General features: G+C 63.8%; 16 protein-coding genes and 1 tRNA gene (1 of these 17 only partly in view). 4 read left to right on the top strand and 13 right to left on the bottom strand.

Features of this window, described 5'->3' with window-relative positions:
• Positions 1-646, bottom strand: the beginning of a protein-coding gene (locus tag QX071_RS31960; protein ID WP_315706388.1) for an NAD(P)H-dependent oxidoreductase. The gene continues 659 nt to the left of window position 1, outside the view; the window shows 646 of its 1,305 coding nt (coding positions 1-646); its start codon is at positions 644-646; the stop codon falls past the left edge of the window.
• A gap of 153 nt (positions 647-799) precedes the next feature.
• Here QX071_RS31960 and QX071_RS31965 point away from each other — a divergent pair, with 153 nt between their 5' ends.
• A complete protein-coding gene (locus tag QX071_RS31965) occupies positions 800-1,342 on the top strand; it encodes a methylated-DNA--[protein]-cysteine S-methyltransferase (protein WP_315706387.1) in 543 nt (180 codons plus the stop codon).
• Positions 1,343-1,357: 15 nt separating this feature from the next.
• Here the strand turns inward: QX071_RS31965 and QX071_RS31970 are convergent, their stop codons facing one another.
• The 4 genes from QX071_RS31970 to QX071_RS31985 all read right to left on the bottom strand — a co-directional run bounded on the left by QX071_RS31970 (position 1,358) and on the right by QX071_RS31985 (position 4,828).
• Positions 1,358-2,227, bottom strand: coding sequence for an MBL fold metallo-hydrolase (locus QX071_RS31970; protein WP_315706386.1), 870 nt, complete (start codon positions 2,225-2,227; stop codon positions 1,358-1,360).
• 30 nt (positions 2,228-2,257) lie between these two features.
• The gene (locus QX071_RS31975) at positions 2,258-2,872 is read right to left on the bottom strand and encodes a glutathione S-transferase family protein (RefSeq protein ID WP_315706385.1); all 615 of its coding nucleotides are present in this window, start codon (positions 2,870-2,872) and stop codon (positions 2,258-2,260) included.
• A gap of 128 nt (positions 2,873-3,000) precedes the next feature.
• Complete coding sequence (locus QX071_RS31980) at positions 3,001-3,843, bottom strand: fumarylacetoacetate hydrolase family protein (protein ID WP_315706384.1); 843 nt, start codon at positions 3,841-3,843, stop codon at positions 3,001-3,003.
• Between the two features lie 136 nt (positions 3,844-3,979).
• Positions 3,980-4,828, bottom strand: a complete 849-nt coding sequence (locus tag QX071_RS31985; protein WP_315706383.1) for an MBL fold metallo-hydrolase — start codon at positions 4,826-4,828, stop codon at positions 3,980-3,982.
• A 113-nt stretch (positions 4,829-4,941) separates the two neighbouring features.
• On the opposite strand from QX071_RS31985, the gene QX071_RS31990 reads away from it, so the two are divergent.
• A complete protein-coding gene (locus QX071_RS31990) occupies positions 4,942-5,400 on the top strand; it encodes a DUF3775 domain-containing protein (protein WP_315706382.1) in 459 nt (152 codons plus the stop codon).
• Between the two features lie 24 nt (positions 5,401-5,424).
• Here the strand turns inward: QX071_RS31990 and QX071_RS31995 are convergent, their stop codons facing one another.
• Positions 5,425-6,207 (bottom strand): SDR family oxidoreductase, encoded by a 783-nt coding sequence (locus QX071_RS31995; RefSeq protein WP_315706381.1) that lies wholly within the window; start codon positions 6,205-6,207, stop codon positions 5,425-5,427.
• Positions 6,208-6,359: 152 nt separating this feature from the next.
• Positions 6,360-6,875: a CvpA family protein gene (locus tag QX071_RS32000; RefSeq protein ID WP_315706380.1), complete on the bottom strand. Its 516-nt coding sequence runs from the start codon at positions 6,873-6,875 to the stop codon at positions 6,360-6,362.
• Between the two features lie 110 nt (positions 6,876-6,985).
• Between QX071_RS32000 and QX071_RS32005 the strand changes: the two genes are divergently transcribed.
• Positions 6,986-7,747, top strand: coding sequence for an SDR family oxidoreductase (locus QX071_RS32005; RefSeq protein ID WP_315706379.1), 762 nt, complete (start codon positions 6,986-6,988; stop codon positions 7,745-7,747).
• A gap of 64 nt (positions 7,748-7,811) precedes the next feature.
• Here the strand turns inward: QX071_RS32005 and QX071_RS32010 are convergent, their stop codons facing one another.
• Genes QX071_RS32010 through QX071_RS32020 form a run of 3 tightly spaced genes read right to left on the bottom strand, consistent with a single transcriptional unit; the run spans position 7,812 to position 11,032 of the window.
• Entirely contained in the window at positions 7,812-9,410 is a 1,599-nt protein-coding gene (locus QX071_RS32010) for a GMC family oxidoreductase (protein WP_315706378.1), read from the bottom strand.
• Positions 9,411-9,420: 10 nt separating this feature from the next.
• Complete coding sequence (locus QX071_RS32015; RefSeq protein WP_315706377.1) at positions 9,421-9,546, bottom strand: hypothetical protein; 126 nt, start codon at positions 9,544-9,546, stop codon at positions 9,421-9,423.
• A gap of 52 nt (positions 9,547-9,598) precedes the next feature.
• Positions 9,599-11,032, bottom strand: a complete 1,434-nt coding sequence (locus QX071_RS32020; RefSeq protein WP_315706376.1) for a coniferyl aldehyde dehydrogenase — start codon at positions 11,030-11,032, stop codon at positions 9,599-9,601.
• Positions 11,033-11,489: 457 nt separating this feature from the next.
• Between QX071_RS32020 and QX071_RS32025 the strand changes: the two genes are divergently transcribed.
• Positions 11,490-11,566: transfer RNA gene (locus QX071_RS32025), tRNA-Met, on the top strand.
• Positions 11,567-11,743: 177 nt separating this feature from the next.
• Here the strand turns inward: QX071_RS32025 and QX071_RS32030 are convergent.
• The 3 genes from QX071_RS32030 to QX071_RS32040 form a co-directional block, all read right to left on the bottom strand.
• Positions 11,744-12,202 (bottom strand): helix-turn-helix domain-containing protein, encoded by a 459-nt coding sequence (locus tag QX071_RS32030; RefSeq protein WP_315706366.1) that lies wholly within the window; start codon positions 12,200-12,202, stop codon positions 11,744-11,746.
• Positions 12,203-12,497: 295 nt separating this feature from the next.
• Positions 12,498-13,052 (bottom strand): isoprenylcysteine carboxylmethyltransferase family protein, encoded by a 555-nt coding sequence (locus QX071_RS32035; RefSeq protein WP_315706365.1) that lies wholly within the window; start codon positions 13,050-13,052, stop codon positions 12,498-12,500.
• A gap of 86 nt (positions 13,053-13,138) precedes the next feature.
• Complete coding sequence (locus QX071_RS32040) at positions 13,139-15,046, bottom strand: PQQ-binding-like beta-propeller repeat protein (RefSeq protein WP_315706364.1); 1,908 nt, start codon at positions 15,044-15,046, stop codon at positions 13,139-13,141.
• Positions 15,047-15,050: the final 4 nt, after the last annotated feature.

Consider the following 15,050-nt stretch of genomic DNA (forward strand, 5'->3'; position numbering starts at 1 on the left):
TCGCGGATTTGGTGCCGTCGAGGAATGAGTTGAACATCTGCGGGTTCATGCCCGCGGATTGCGCCGCGGCGGCGGTCAATCCGTAATGCTGCCAGACGCCTTCCGGCGTCACGTCGTGGTAGGCCGGCAGGTACTTGGTGCCCTTGCCTGCGGCCACGACGCGAAAGCCGGTGGCGCGGGCCCAATCCACCATCTCGGCCGTCAGCGCCGGCTGGTCGCCATAGGCCAGCGAATAGACCACGCCGGCCTTGCGCGCTTCTTGCGCCAGCAGCGGGCCGGCGAGCACGTCGGCCTCGACGTTGACCATCACGATATGCTTGCCGGCGGCGATCGCTGCGCGCGCATGCCGGATCCCAGCCGCTGGATTGCCGGTGGCCTCGATCACCACCTCGACATCCGCACTCATCGCCTTCGCCGCATCGGACGTGAACGCGGTCGCGGCGATCAACGCCTCGTCCCACCCCACGGTCTTGCACGCGTCCTTCGCACGCTGCGGATCGAGATCGACGATCGCCGTCACGTCCAGGCCGGGCACATGCGGGACCTGCGCCAGGAACATCGAGCCGAATTTGCCGGCGCCGATCAGCGCCACGCGCACCGGCTTGCCGGTGGCGTTGCGGGCCTGCAGGAGGGAGAAGAGGTTCATGGGATCATTCCGATTGGCGTGATTCCTGGGTCGCGTGGTCCTCAAAACGGCGGGACGGCCGGCCAAGATTGGCAGAATCCGGGTGGATCGCAACATTCTCCAAGACTAGATTCTGTCCATGTTGATAGGGGGCAGCAAACGATGGAGCCCGCCATGCAAGATGAATATTTCGCATTGTTCGACACCGCGGTCGGCGCCTGTGCGATCGCCTGGGGACCGCGCGGCATCAACGGCGTGCAGCTGCCGATGGGCAGTCCGGAGAAGACGCGCGTGCGGATGCGGCAGCGATTCGGCGAGATCGAGGAGGCCGCGCCGAGCTCGCAGGTCAGCCTCGCGATCGCGCGGATCACGCGTCTGTTAGCCGGTGAGGCCGATGATCTCAGCGACATCCCGCTCGATCTCGACGGCGTGCCGGCATTCCATCGCGGGGTCTATGCGATCGCGCGCACCATTCCGCCCGGCAAGACCATGACCTATGGGGAAATCGCCAAGAAGCTGGGCGGCGTCGAGCTGTCGCGCGAGGTCGGTCAGGCGTTGGGCCGCAATCCGTGCCCGATCGTCGTGCCCTGCCATCGGGTGCTCGCGGCCGGCAACAAGCCGGGCGGCTTCTCCGCCAATGGCGGCGTCGAGACCAAGTTGAAGATGCTGGCCATCGAAGGCGCCGCCGTGAATTACACGCCGAGCCTGTTCGGGTGAGCGCGGAGCGCGCGCTTACACCCACTCGCAGCTGAAGCCGTTGCCGTTGCGACGGATCCGGCCGATCGAGGGCGAGGGGAAATGCGCCGGGCAGCACAATGCGCCGCTGTCGCAACAGCGCTCCAGGAATTGCCGTCGCGTCGTTGCGGCCTGTCTCGGATCGACGTCGAATTTCGGCGACAACTCCGGATAACGCAGCTGCAGCGGCGAGTGCATCAGGTCTCCGCCGAATAGCGCCTCGTCCCGGCCCTTGCCGACGGCAATGGCGACGTGGCCCGGCGTGTGGCCGGGGTTCGGTAGGATCCGCACGTGATCGCCGATCGCGAAATCATCGCCGACGATATCGGCGCGGGCCGCCTCGACCACGGGCAGCACGCTGTCCGTGAACGGTGGGACCTCGGCCTTCGCGTTCTGCGCCGTCCAATGGTCGTATTCGTGCGCGCCGAAGATATAGCGAGCGTTCGGAAAGCTCGGCGCCCAGCGACCGTTGTCGAGCCGCGTGTTCCAGCCGACGTGATCGACATGCAGATGCGTGCACATCACGAAGTCGATGTCGTTGACGGAGACGCCGGCGCCGGCGAGCGCGCGCATATAGGTGTCGTCGGTCTTCATGTTCCAGGCCGGCCGCCCCGGTCGCGGCTTGTCGTTGCCGATGCAGCTGTCGATCAGGATGGTGTGATGCGGCGTCTTCACCACATAGGACTGGAAGCAGAGGATCAGCGTATCGCGATCGTCGATCGCCTTCGCCTGTTTCAGGCTCTCGCGGCTTTCATCGAGCATGCCAGGCGTAAGATCAGGAAACATCTCGTGTGCTGCGAGAAATGGGACTTCCTGCTCAACGATACGCTGTATGGTGAGATCGTTGACGGACAATGTCGCGCTCACGAGCCGCTTCCTTCGCCTGTTACGTGCCGGTTACGCCGCCGGGGGCGCCGAGACCCTGACGGACTCGCGCTCCTGCATCTTCTGATAGAACGCATCGAGCGTGGGATAGGCCTTGCGCCAGCCGCAATCGGCAAAGCGGAAATCGGCATAGCCGAGCACGCAAACCAGCCCGATCGCTGCGACGTCGAAGGGACGTGACAACAGATCCGCCTGCTGCGCAAAGCGCGCCATGCCGGTCCAGGCCCGGTTCCAGTGATCATCGCTCCAGGCCTTCCAGCGCAACGCCTCCGGGCGCACCAGCGCCTCGTAACGGCACAGCAGCATGGAATCGAGCATGCCCTGCAGCATCGAATGCTCTGTCTTCACCTTCCAGCGCGAAGGGCCGGATGCGGGGATCAGCTTGCCGCCGCCCGCGAGCTCGTCGAGATATTCGACGATCACGTAGGAATCCAGGATCACATCGCCATTATCGAGGATCAGGACCGGGAGCTTCTTCAGCGGCGTCAGTCGAGAATATTCGTCGTTCGGCTGGCCCGGCGTGACCGCCGCCGGCACGAACTCGATCTGATCGATCAGCCCGAGCTCGATCGCGGCGATGCGCACCTTGCGCGCGAAGGGTGAAGCGGGAGAGAAGGTGAGTTTCATGATGGTGCCCCTTACTGACGCGAGCAGAACGTTGTCATTGCGAGGAGCGTCAGCGACGAAGCAATCCTGGGTCTTTCCGCGGTGACAGTTCTGGATTGCTTCGCTTCGCTCGCAATGACGGCGTCGGCTTAGGCCTCGATGATCACCTGGCGCTGCTCGCCCAGCCCTTCGATGCCGAGCGTGACGACGTCGCCAACATTGAGGAAGGTCGGCGGCTTCATGCCCATGCCGACGCCCGGCGGCGTCCCCGTGGTGACGATGTCACCCGGCAGGAGCGTCATGAATTGCGAAACATAGGAGATGCACTTGGCGATCGAGAAGATCATGGTCGCCGTGGTCCCGGTCTGGCGGCGCTGGCCGTTGACGTCGAGCCACATCGAGAGGTTCTGCACGTTCGCAATCTCGTCCTTGGTGACCAGCCAGGGGCCGACCGGGCCGAAGGTGTCATGCGACTTGCCCTTGGTCCATTGTCCGAGCCGCTCGATCTGGAAATTGCGCTCGGAGACGTCGTTGCAGATGCAATAGCCGGCGACATGATTGAGAGCATCGGCCTCAGAGACGTATTTGGCGCGGGTGCCGATGATGACTGCAATCTCGACCTCCCAGTCGAGCTTGGTCGAGCCGCGCGGCTTCTCGACAGCGTCATTCGGGCCGCACAGCGCCGTGTTGGCCTTCAGGAAGAAGATCGGCTCAGCCGGAATCGGATTATTGGTCTCCTTGGCATGGTCGGAGTAGTTCAGGCCGATGGCGACAAATTTCGAAATGCCGGTCACGGGTGCGCCGAGCCGCGGATTGCCGGAGACGGCGGGCAGGGAGGCGGGATCGATCGCCGCGAGCTTCTTGAGGGATTCCGGCGCATAGGCGGCGCCGTCGAGGTCCCTGACATGCGCCGACAGGTCGCGCAGCTGGCCGGATGTGTCGATCAGGCCCGGCTTTTCCGCGCCCTTGTCGCCGTAACGCACAAGCTTCATCTGGTTTCTCTCCCTAGACCGTCTCTGGTATTCCAGAGGGCATTGTCATGGAGCAAGAGGACATGAAATTCAATCGCAGCCGCGCATGGCTGGCCCTGGCTGCCCGGCGTTTCCGCATCCCGCGCCGACCCGAGGATCAGGCCAGCGCCTCGAAGCGGAAGGCGCTGTGATCCCGCCTGATGTGCCCGGCATCGAAATGGCCGCCGATCACCAGCACGTCCTGGTCGGCGACGCGGCCGAACAGCGCGCGCCGGGTCTCTGCCGCTTGCGCGGGGTCCGAATCCGCCGTGGACGACCAGTCCAGATGGGCCATCTGGCAGGGGTGATGGGCGACGTCGCCGGTCAGCAGCCCCTGTTCGCCGGCGGAGCGGATATGCAGGCTCATATGGCCCGGGCTGTGGCCCGGGGTCGGAATGAGGCTGATTTCGTCGGTGAGCCGGGCGTCGCTGGCGACGAGCTCCGCCCGGCCGGCTTCCATGACCGGCTGCACCGAATCCTCGAAGACGGCGATCTGCTCCGGCCTTTCGCTATGGTCGCGCCAATGCTCATATTCGGTGCGGCCGAACACGTAGCGCGCGTTGGCGAAGGTCGGCACCCATTTGCCGTCAGCGAGCCGCGTATTCCAGCCGACGTGATCGACATGCAGATGCGTGCAGACCACCATGTCGATGCTCTCTGGGGGAAAGCCTGCGGCGTCCATCGTCTCCAGGAACGGCGTGCTGCGGTTGTTCCAGGCCGGCACGCTGCGGTCCTGCTTATCGTTGCCGAGCCCGGTATCGACCAGGATGCGGTCGGTCGGAGTTTCCAGCACCAGTGCATGGATCGAGAGCTTCAGCCTGCCTTCGGGATTGGCGAAATGTGGGATCAGCCAGGGCAGTTTCGCGATTTCCTCAGGCGTCGCCTGCGGCAGGATGAAGCGGGTGTGGCCGATCGTCTCCAGCTCCACCAGCTTGGTGATCCGCACCCGCCCGACCGTCCATTGCATGATCTCCTCCCCGATCTCATCTTGTCGTTGAACCGCGACGATGCGGGCTTATGCTGGCCCGTGCAATGGATCATCTTTCGAAAGCCGGCGTTATCGGCGAAGAGGAGAGCGAGATGCCAGAGCTGACCATATCGCCCGAGAAGGTCGCGTTCCTGATCGAGAAGGCGCGGGAGTTTGACGTCAAGGAGGACGCGAGCGATCCGGAATCGGGATCGAATGCCGCCGATGACGACATGGTCGACGTGCTCGAGGATACCCCCGACGATCCGGTGGTACGGGAGATCACCGGCTTCATCAATGCGCTCACCGAGGACGAGCAGACCGATCTCGTCGCCTTGATGCGGCTTGGCCGCGGCGACGGCGATATCGAGGATTGGGACGATCTGCGGGCCGAGGCGGCCGGACAGCGCGATCGTCACACCGCGCGCTATCTGCTCGGCGAGCCGATGCTCGGCGATCTGCTCGCCGAGGGGCTCGCAGCGTTCGGCGTCGATTGGACCGAGGAGCGCACGACTGCTGACTCCGCCAGTCCGAGCGAGCGCGACGAGGACGAGATCACCAAGCGGTCGTGATCGTCGCGCCGCTCGCGCGTCCCGTTACAGCGTGCCCGGGAAAGCGCCGCCATCGAGCAGGATGTTCTGCCCGGTGATGTAGCCGGCCTTGGCCCCGCACAGGAAGGCGCAGAAAAGGCCGAACTCTTCCGGATTGCCGAAGCGGCCCGCCGGATTGGTCTTGGCGCGATCGGCGAGGATCTGCTCCGGCGGGATCCCGCGTTTTTCGGATTCGGCCTTCGCGGTGCCGATCAGGCGGTCGGTCTCGAACGGCCCCGGCAGCAGCGCATTGATGGTGACGTTGTTGATCACGGTTTTGCGCGACAGGCCTGCGACGAAGCCGGTGAGGCCGGCGCGGGCGCCGTTGGACAGGCCGAGAATATCGATCGGCGCCTTCACCGCGGCCGAAGTGATGTTGACGATGCGGCCGAACTTGCGCGCCATCATGCCGTCGACCGTCGCCTTGATCAGCTCGATCGGGGTCAGCATGTTGGCGTCGAGCGCCTTGATCCAGTCGTCGCGGGTCCAGTTGCGGAAATCACCGGGCGGCGGACCGCCGGCATTGTTGACCAGGATATCCGGCTCCGGGCAGGCCTTCAGCACGGCCGCACGCCCCTCCAGCGTGGTGATGTCGCCGACCACCTCGGTCACGGTGATGCCGGGCGAGGCGGCGCGGATCTCGGATGCCGTCTTGGCCAGCGCCTCGGCGCCGCGGGCAGTGATCGTCACATCGACGCCCTCATTGGCGAGCGCGAAGGCACAGGCGCGGCCCAGTCCCTTGCTGGAAGCACAGACGATGGCCCGGCGGCCCTTGATCCCGAGATCCACGATTGATCACTCCACGATATCAGTTGAGGCTTGAAAGAAGCTGGCATTCTAGCCAAGGCAGGCGGCGCTGATAAGCGCAAACGGCCCCTGCCGAATTGCATGCCTCATTGCAGGCCTCGCCTCGCACGCCGATGCCGTGCCGCAACGCGGCATCAGATGCGCTGTTGCTGCTTCAGGCGCTCGATCGCCGCGGCGGCTTCCGGAGGCAGCGAGCGGAAACCGCGCTGTGCCGCCAGCGAGAACAGCGGCCGCAGCTGCGAGCCGGTGAGAAAACCTGGCTGGCGTTCGGCCGGCACCAGCTGATCGAATACCAGCACCAGGGTGGTTGCGACCATGCCGACGCGCACCGCGCCGAGCGCCGCCCCGCCGAGCCGGTCGCCGAATCCGGCCTCCGGCCCGATCGCCTCGTCCAGGAGCATGCGCGCGAGTTGGCCGAAGGCCATCCCGATCAGGAGGAAGGCGGCGAAGAACAGCACCCAATTCTGCAGGAAGGGCGAGACCGGCTGGGCCTGCAGAATTGGCCCGAGGCTTGCGGTCGCCGCCGCAGCGAGCGGCATGGCCAGGAGATAAGCGAGGATGTTGACGGCGCTGCGCAACAGCCCGGTGCTGAAGCCGTTATAGACGGCAATCACAAGTGCGACGTAAACGGCGAGGTCGAAGCTGTTCATGGCTGATCCGCCTGGGTTGTACGCGGCGTGCGTAAACAATTCGCCTTTGCGCGCCTTCAAATCGTCTGTATCAATCCGCGCCAACACATAAAGGAAACGCAAGGTCGCCCATGTCCGATCTGTTCGATGTCAGCCGGGAAGTGATCCTCATCACCGGCGCGAGCCAGGGCCTTGGCCGGCAATTCGCGCGGGTCTTGTCGGCGCATGGCGCGGCCGTGGCGCTCGCGGCCCGGCAGACGTCCAAGCTGAAAGCGCTCGAGGACGAGATCAAGGCGAAGGGCGGCCGCGCTGCGGCGGTGCAGATGGACGTCACCAGCACGGCGTCGATTGCGCAAGCGATCGATGCGGCGGAAGCCACGCTCGGCCCGGTCACGGTGCTGATCAACAATGCCGGCATCGCGGTGGAGAAGCTCGCGATCGAGCAGAGCGAGGCCGATTGGGATGCCGTGATCGGCGCCAATCTGAAAGGCGCCTATTTCGCCGCCACCGAGATCGCGCGCCGCATGATCGCGCGGCAGTCGGGCGGCAACATCATCAACATCGCCTCCGTGCTTGGCTCGAGCGTGGTGAAGTTCGTCTCGCCTTATGCGATCTCCAAGGCGGCCGTGATCCAGGCGACCAAGGCGCTCGCTCTGGAGCTGGCCGCCAACGACATCCGCGTCAACGCGCTGGCGCCCGGCTATATCGACACCGAGATCAACCACGACATCTGGAATACGCCGGCGGGCGAGAAGCTGATCAAGCGCATCCCACAGCGGCGCGTCGGCCACGAAAGCGATCTCGACGGCGCCATCATGCTGCTCGCCTCCCCCGCCTCACGCTACATGACCGGCAGCGTCGTCACCGTCGATGGCGGGTTCTTGCTGACGTAGTGCGCCGCTGATTCAAAGCTCTCCGTCAAGCCCGGCCATGACGGCGCAGTCGCAGCTTTATCGCTCACCGCATCTCGCCTCTGATCATATCGGCCGCTTTCTCCCCGATCATGATGGTTGGCGCGTTGGTGTTGCCGCCGATCAGCGTCGGCATGATCGAGGCATCGACCACGCGCAATCCTGACATGCCCCGCACCTTGAGTGTGGGGTCGACGACGGCGAGTGGATCGTTCACGCCCATCTTGCAGGTGCCGACCGGGTGATAGACCGTGTCGACGCGGGCGCGCAGGATGGCTCTGATGTCATCGTCCGTTTTCACGTCGGCGGTGAACAGATCGCGCGTCTGCAACCCGCGCATCGCCGGGGTTTCCATCAGACGGCGTGTCGTCTTGTAGCCGGCGACCATGGTCGCGAGATCCTCGTCTTCACCGAGGAAGTTCGGATCGATGAGGGGGGCCGCGAGCGGATCGGCGTTCTTCAGCGTCACCGTGCCGCGGCTCTTCGGCCGCAACAGGCAGACATGGCAGGAGAAGCCGTTGCCGTGCCGCTTGCGGCCGTGATCCTCGGTGACGGCCATGCCGAAATGCAGCTGGATGTCCGGGACGTCGAGGTCCGGCCGCGTCTTCAGGAAACCGCCACACTCGGCGAAGTTCGACGTCATCATCCCGCGGCGTTCGCGCCGATATTGTCCGATGCCTCGGATCAGCCGCGCGAGCCCTTTCGGCGACAGCGAGGAGAAGTTCGGATTGTCGGAGGTGTAGGCGAAGATGAAATCGGGGTGGTCCTGCAGGTTCTTACCGACCCCGGGCAGATCGTGCACGCTCGCGATGCCGAGCCGTGACAGCTCGGCGGCATCGCCGACGCCCGATAGCATCAACAGTTGCGGCGTCTGGAAGGCGCCGGAGGCCAGGATCACCTCCCGCCTGCAGCGGATTTCCTTCACCTCCTTGCCTTGCCGATACTTCACCCCGACCGCGCGCTTGCCGTCGAACAGGATCAGTGTCGCGCGCGCGCTCGTCTCGACGCGCAGATTGCTGCGCTTGCCCAGATGCGGCTGCACATAGGCGCGCGCCGCGCTCCAGCGCTCACCATTGTGCTGGGTGACCTGGTAGAGGCCGAGTCCCTCCTGATGCTCGGCATTGAAATCGTCGCGGATCGGAAACTGCGCTTCCCGCGCCCCCTGCAGGAAAATCTCATGCACGGGATTGTCCGTGCGCAGCCGGCTGACATGCAACGGTCCGGTCGTCCCGTGATAGTCGCCGTCGAAATCGGCGTTGTTCTCGGCACGCTTGAAATAGGGCCGCACGTCGGCGAACGACCAGCCGGTGTTGCCGAGCGCGGCCCAATGGTCGTAATCGGCGCGATGTCCACGGATATAGACCATGGCGTTGATGGCGGAAGAGCCGCCGAGCCCGCGTCCGCGCGGCTGATAGCCGGTGCGGCCGTTCAGGCCCTTCTGCGGCAGCGTGGTGAATCCCCAATTGTTGACGGGACCCGCCACCATCAGGAACAGCATATAAGGCGTGGTGACGATCCAATTGTCGCAACGCCCGCCGGCGTCAAGGAGCGCAACGGACGTTCCGGAATCCTCCGACAGCCGCCCGGCCACGGTGGCGCCGCCGCTACCGGCGCCGACCACGATGAAATCGACCTCGTTCGCCACGTATTTCTCCCTAGGTGTACCAGTTTTCTTGTGTTGCTTCCGTCGTCATTGCGAGGAGCTGAAAGCGACGAAGCAATCCAGCTTTCTCGGCAAGACTGGATTGCTTCGCTTCGCTCGCAATGACGACGTCGTGCATTCGAGATCCCGAGTTCGGACTTCGCGTTCCTCGGAACGATGAATGGGTTTCCTCAGCTCAGCCAACGCAGCAGTTTTTCGATCCGCGCGATCTTGGCGCCATAGGGCGGATAGAGATCGGCCATGCGGTTGAGCGGCGACCGGTAGAACACCGGTTTCAGCTTGCTGAAAGTGTCGAAGCCCCATTGGCCGTGATAGCAGCCGGTGCCTGAGGCGCCGACCCCGCCCATCGGCTGGTTGATTTGCGCGAAATGCAGGAGGCAGTCGTTGATGGTGACGCCGCCGGAGACCGTGCGCGAGAGCACCTCGTCACGCGCGGCGTCATCGGTGCCGAACCAATAGAGCGCGAGCGGCCGGTCATGCGCGTTGATGTAGGAGACGGCCTCCTTCGGCTCGCGGTAAATCAGGACCGGCAGCAGCGGCCCGAAGATTTCCTCCTGCATGATCGCCATCTCTGGCGTCGCGCCGACGACCACGGTCGGCGGGAATTTACGCAAGCCTTTCCAGGCGGGATCGCCGGCAGCTGCCGGCTGCAACAGTTTCGCGCCTTTCGCCACAGCGTCATTGGCGAGGCTCTCGAGCCGGCTGTAATGGCGCTCGGAGATGATCGCGGTGTAGTCCTTATTGGCGGGATCGGTGCCGAACATCGCCTGCATGTGCCCATGTACCTTGCCGGCAAACTCAGCCAGCGAGGCCTCCGGCACGAACACATAGTCCGGCGCGATGCAGGTCTGCCCGGCATTGAGCAGCTTTGCATAGGCGATGCGTTGCGCGGCTTCGTCGAGATTTGCGGAGCGATCGACGATGGTCGGTGACTTGCCGCCGAGCTCGAGCGTGACCGGCGTAAGATTCCTTCCGGCGGCTTCCGCGACGATGCGGCCCACCCGGGTCGAGCCGGTGAAGACGAGGTGATCGAACGGCAGGCGTGCGAAGGCTTCCGCGACGCCATCCTCGATGCCGGTGACGGTCAGTTCCGCCGGCTCGAAATCGGCGGCAATCAGCTCCTTCAACAGCGCCGAGAAGCGCGGAGTGAGCTCGCTCGGCTTGATCACGACGCGGTTGCCGGCGGCGATCGCGCCGATCGCCGGCGCCAGCGTCAGCTGCAGCGGATAATTCCAGGGCGCAATGATGCCGACCACGCCGAGCGGCTGTGGCATCAGCCGGTTGGCGGCCGGCCAGAATTGCAGCGCGGTGGCAATCCAGCGCGGCTTCATCCAGCGCGGCAGCATCTTGATGGTATGCCGGAGCTCGCTCTGCAGAAACAGCGTCTCGGCAATGGTGGTCTCGATCGCGCAGCGATGGCCGAAATCCTCGGAGATCGCCGCGACGAAGCGCTGCTCATTATCGGCGAGCAGCTTGCGCAGCCTCTTCAGCCGCGACAGTCGCGCCGGCAAAGCGGGCGGTGGCGCGCTCCGCGATGCCTCGACCATGGCGTGGAAAGTGTCGTCCAGCGCGGATAAAGGCGGGCTTTTCAGCGACCGGTCCATGGACGTCTCCTTCACCGTTTCCTGCGGATGCGTTTATCGTCTCGGCCTGCGCGACCGTCGTTTGCGCCGAAAGCTCGCGCTTTGCGGAACCGTTGGCAAGGGGAGGGGAAGGGCGTGGCCAGGCAATGGCGGGTTCAGCCAGGCGCGGTGCTGAGGCATGCGCTTCAAGCCGATCCGTGCCGGAGGCCTGTGCCGGTCGTATCCTATTGACGTATCATCAGAATTCGATCTTGGCCCCAGCCGTCCCCGAGTGTCACAAATCTGGAAAAAAACTTGCGCCAAGCCCCTTTCCAAACCGGTCCGGCGTTGGTACATACCGGCCGCGCCCCACAGCCGACCCGGCCGTCGGGGCCTAAGCCTTCTCAGGAAGCCTTAATAGACGGATGACTGGCGCGCGAGGAGCGTTAGCCAGGATCATTTGTCTCTTCGGTTTGTTGGCAAGCGCGCTTCGGTTTATCGCGGGGTGGAGCAGCCCGGTAGCTCGTCAGGCTCATAACCTGAAGGTCATAGGTTCAAATCCTATCCCCGCAACCACTTCTGTCATGACTCGCTCACCGTCCCGGTCTAACTATCGGGGCGGTATTTGCGGTCGTGCCGGCTTGAATGGCCAGAGCCCAGGGCGGTCTTAGCTGCACCCGCCGAACCAGAGTTCAGTCAAAACCCGGGCAGGTTTTGACCGAGACCGACACTTGTTGGCCGTGGAAATCTAGACTAAAGATTGCCCCTGCAACCATTTTTTATAGCCCATTCCGCACCTTCTCGACGAACAGGGGATCGCTCGACAGCCTGAAGCTCTCCGTGCGGTGCGGCTGAAGGCCGAAGGCTTTCCAGATGCGATGGATGGTCGAGGGCGCATGGTCGACGGCCCTCGGCCATCGCGCGCAGGCTCCAATGCGTGGAGCCTCTGGGCGTCGCCTCCAAGGTCTGCCGGACCGTCTCGGCGATCTCGTCATCCCCGATCTCGCGCGGCCGGCCCGAGCGCGCCTCGTCAAGAAGTCCATCCACACGCTTTTCGGCAAAGCGCCGCCGCCATTTGCCAACCGTATTCTCCACGGCGCCAGTGCGATGGGCGATGGCCTTGTTCTCCAGCCCCTCGGCCGCCAAAAGCACGATCCTCGCCCGCTGCGCCAAGCCCTGACCCGTGCGCCGTCGCCGCGACAGACCCTCCAACTCACTCCGTTCCTCCGCGCTCAGCTTGATGCCGCCGCAAGCTTGCCCATCGATCCGCCTCCATCCAAATCAGAGGTGAACAGAATCGCACAAACTATTCGATCAGGACACTAGGTGCGCTGTTTTCCGATCGCCCTTCAAATGTCAGGAGGACGTCTACTAGGTGTTCGACGTCACGCTGATCGACCGGAAGCGAGCGACAAGAGACTGTGGCCACACAAGATGGTTGATGGCGATCAATGGAATGGGAGATCGGCTGCGCGATCGTACCGCGTGTTACTGGCGAAGTGGTCCATCACAATTGCGGCTCCGCCGTTCCGAGCTTTGGCCAAAGCATTCCGGCGGTCTTGCGATACTTCGCATACTCTTCGGTGAGCGGGGAAGTTTCGAACGAGCGCTCCTCGCGATAGGCAGCGGTCACGTTCATTGCGCTGAACGCAACCAGAAAAAGAAGCATAACAGGGTGCAAAGTTGCGATCATGCACCCAAACCAAAAAAGGATATAGGACGTATAGAAGGGATGCCGGATGTAGCGATAAGGGCCGGTTCGCACGACAGAGCCGGGTGAACCGGGGTCGAACGCCAGTCTCAGCCGCTCCGATCGAGTTGTTTTGGCCGCCCACAGGAATAGCGTCAAGCTGGTCGCGAAGATCGCGAGCGCGGCCACCCGCGCCGCGACCGCATGCGGGTCCCGCAGCGTCAGGTAGACGAATGCGGCAATACCGCCATAAGACGCTATGATGCTGAGACGGGTCACGGGCGGCGTCGTCGCCGATGCGAAGTGGCGCCGCACGACCGCACCCATCGTCAGATAGCACAGCAAACCAAAAATCAGGACTAGCTTGTCCATGGCGTACCCCAGCTTGTAGTTCAGAGCGTTTGGCTCCGACAACGGACTATGTCCTACGCGATGACGCTCCTCGCTGCCTCCGCGCGCTATCTGCCATCGACCGAAAAGGCGATCAGCAAGTTGCCTTCCTTGCCCTTGAGGTCATAGATGTTCGCGGTTGATCGTCCGGCATAGCCCGAGTGGACGTAGACTATGCCGTTTACGATCGTTGGTCCCGCACCATCCATCACGCCGCCATAGGCGGGCTTGTCCAGCACATCGTTTATAGCTTCGGCCGCCGTGTTAAAGTCCCAGATGACGTTGCCATTTGCCGTTGCATAGGCGCGGAAGTGCCCGTCCATTGAGGCAGCGAACACCGCGCCGGGGATGACTGTGACCGCCATGGAGATGGCACCGGAACAGTAGATGTTGGTCCAGCGGCAGGACGTTTTGGGCGCAGGTGTGTTCCAAAGAATCTTGCCGTCGGCGATGCGGATCGCGGTTAACCCGGGCTTGGGGTCGCGGAAGTTCGCTACGTCGGAAATGCCGACATAGACATTGTCGTCGTCCGCCGCCGAGCCAAACTCAACGCCGCCAAGGGCGCTACCGCTGCTCAGGCGATGGCGCCAGATGATCTTGCCATCGGCATCGGGATCAAGCGCATAGACATCGCCCGATTTCTGACCCGCGATTAGCATCTGCCTTCCGTCCTTAAACGTATGGAGGATGACGGAGTCACCCAGTGCGAAATCCGGTCCAACCGGATGAGGACAATTGGCGGCGGCCGGGCAGCCGATGATGTAGTTGTCGTCCTTCAGGAGCTGGTTCTTCCAGCGGATCGCGCCAGTCTTGAAATCCATCGCGATTACGGAATCGGCGCCGTCATGGAAGGCGTCGGTGTGCGAGTTGGAGGTGGCGACGTAGATCAGGTCCCGTGCCGGATCGATCGTCGGGGCACTCCAGATTGAACCGCCCGACGGGCCCCACAATGGCTTGCCCTTGGTATTCATTCGATATGGCGCTGGCTTCTTGTTCGTCGTGTAGGTTTTCCAGAGAATTTCACCGCTGTTCGCATCAAGCGCGACTAGCGAGCCGATGAACTTGCAGCAGTCATAGTCATCATTGCGGGCGAAGGCCTCGTTGCCGGTCGAAATCGGCACTAGCAGCACGCCGTTGTACAGCGTCGGCGATCCCGTCATTTGGAGCCCGGAACTGTCATCGACTTTCGTGCGCCACAGAGGCTCGCCGGTTTCGGCGTCGATCGCGACCGCGCTCTTGGTCCAGTCGGAGAAGTAGAGCGCGTAGCGATGGCCCGGTCTGTTCGCGATCGGACCGATCGAGACGCTGGAGCGGGTCGCTGCCAGCGAGTCGAAGCGCCAGTAGACGCAGCCAGAGCGCGCATCGAGCGCGTACACCGCGCCCGACATGCTGGTGACATAGAGTCGATTGCCGATCACGGTGGCCTGGCCGTTCTTCGAGCCGGCATAGTGGAAGGCCCATTTGACCCTGAGCCGCGGCACGTCGGCGACAGTGAACCCCGGATCAGGCTGATAGCGGGCGTTGTCCGGCCGCGGGCTCCAGCCGTTCCACTTCCGGTCTGAAAGATCGATCGGTGGTGGCCGGCCGCCGCATTGCGGGCCGTCGAGCGGCATCTCGGCCGATGACGGCCCCCAGATCGCGTACGGGTTAGGATCGCCGGGTTGCGGCGCAGCGGTGCTAAGAAAGAGCGCGATCGCCTTCATTTCGTCTTCGGACAGGCCGGCAGCCATCGGCGCCATTACTGCGCGCATAGCGTTGAGGATGAAGGTGGGGGGATTGTGCGCCAGGATGTCGCGCGACGGCGTGCGGTCGCTGGCGCGATCGTGGCAACCGGCGCAGCGCGCTTCGTACAGCATCTTGCCGGACGCGGCGGCCGGCGCGGAATCATCTGTCGCGGCTGCCGCGAGTGGCAAAGCCACGCAGCCAAGCAACGCCAGCAGCACCGATGACCATTTGCTCACGCGGGAGATCCCCATGCGA

Source organism: Bradyrhizobium sp. SZCCHNS1022, from assembly GCF_032484835.1.
Classification (GTDB): domain Bacteria; phylum Pseudomonadota; class Alphaproteobacteria; order Rhizobiales; family Xanthobacteraceae; genus Bradyrhizobium.

What these genes read in the sequence shown, in the direction of transcription:
- QX071_RS31965 (WP_315706387.1), top strand. Translation starts at nt 800, where the DNA reads ATGCAAGATGAATATTTCGCATTGTTCGACACCGCGGTCGGCGCCTGT.
- QX071_RS31975 (WP_315706385.1), bottom strand. Translation starts at nt 2,872, where the DNA reads ATGAAACTCACCTTCTCTCCCGCTTCACCCTTCGCGCGCAAGGTGCGC.
- QX071_RS31980 (WP_315706384.1), bottom strand. Translation starts at nt 3,843, where the DNA reads ATGAAGCTTGTGCGTTACGGCGACAAGGGCGCGGAAAAGCCGGGCCTG.
- QX071_RS31985 (WP_315706383.1), bottom strand. Translation starts at nt 4,828, where the DNA reads ATGCAATGGACGGTCGGGCGGGTGCGGATCACCAAGCTGGTGGAGCTG.
- QX071_RS31990 (WP_315706382.1), top strand. Translation starts at nt 4,942, where the DNA reads ATGCCAGAGCTGACCATATCGCCCGAGAAGGTCGCGTTCCTGATCGAG.
- QX071_RS32000 (WP_315706380.1), bottom strand. Translation starts at nt 6,875, where the DNA reads ATGAACAGCTTCGACCTCGCCGTTTACGTCGCACTTGTGATTGCCGTC.
- QX071_RS32005 (WP_315706379.1), top strand. Translation starts at nt 6,986, where the DNA reads ATGTCCGATCTGTTCGATGTCAGCCGGGAAGTGATCCTCATCACCGGC.
- QX071_RS32015 (WP_315706377.1), bottom strand. Translation starts at nt 9,546, where the DNA reads ATGCACGACGTCGTCATTGCGAGCGAAGCGAAGCAATCCAGTCTTGCC.
- QX071_RS32020 (WP_315706376.1), bottom strand. Translation starts at nt 11,032, where the DNA reads ATGGACCGGTCGCTGAAAAGCCCGCCTTTATCCGCGCTGGACGACACT.
- QX071_RS32035 (WP_315706365.1), bottom strand. Translation starts at nt 13,052, where the DNA reads ATGGACAAGCTAGTCCTGATTTTTGGTTTGCTGTGCTATCTGACGATG.
- QX071_RS32040 (WP_315706364.1), bottom strand. Translation starts at nt 15,046, where the DNA reads ATGGGGATCTCCCGCGTGAGCAAATGGTCATCGGTGCTGCTGGCGTTG.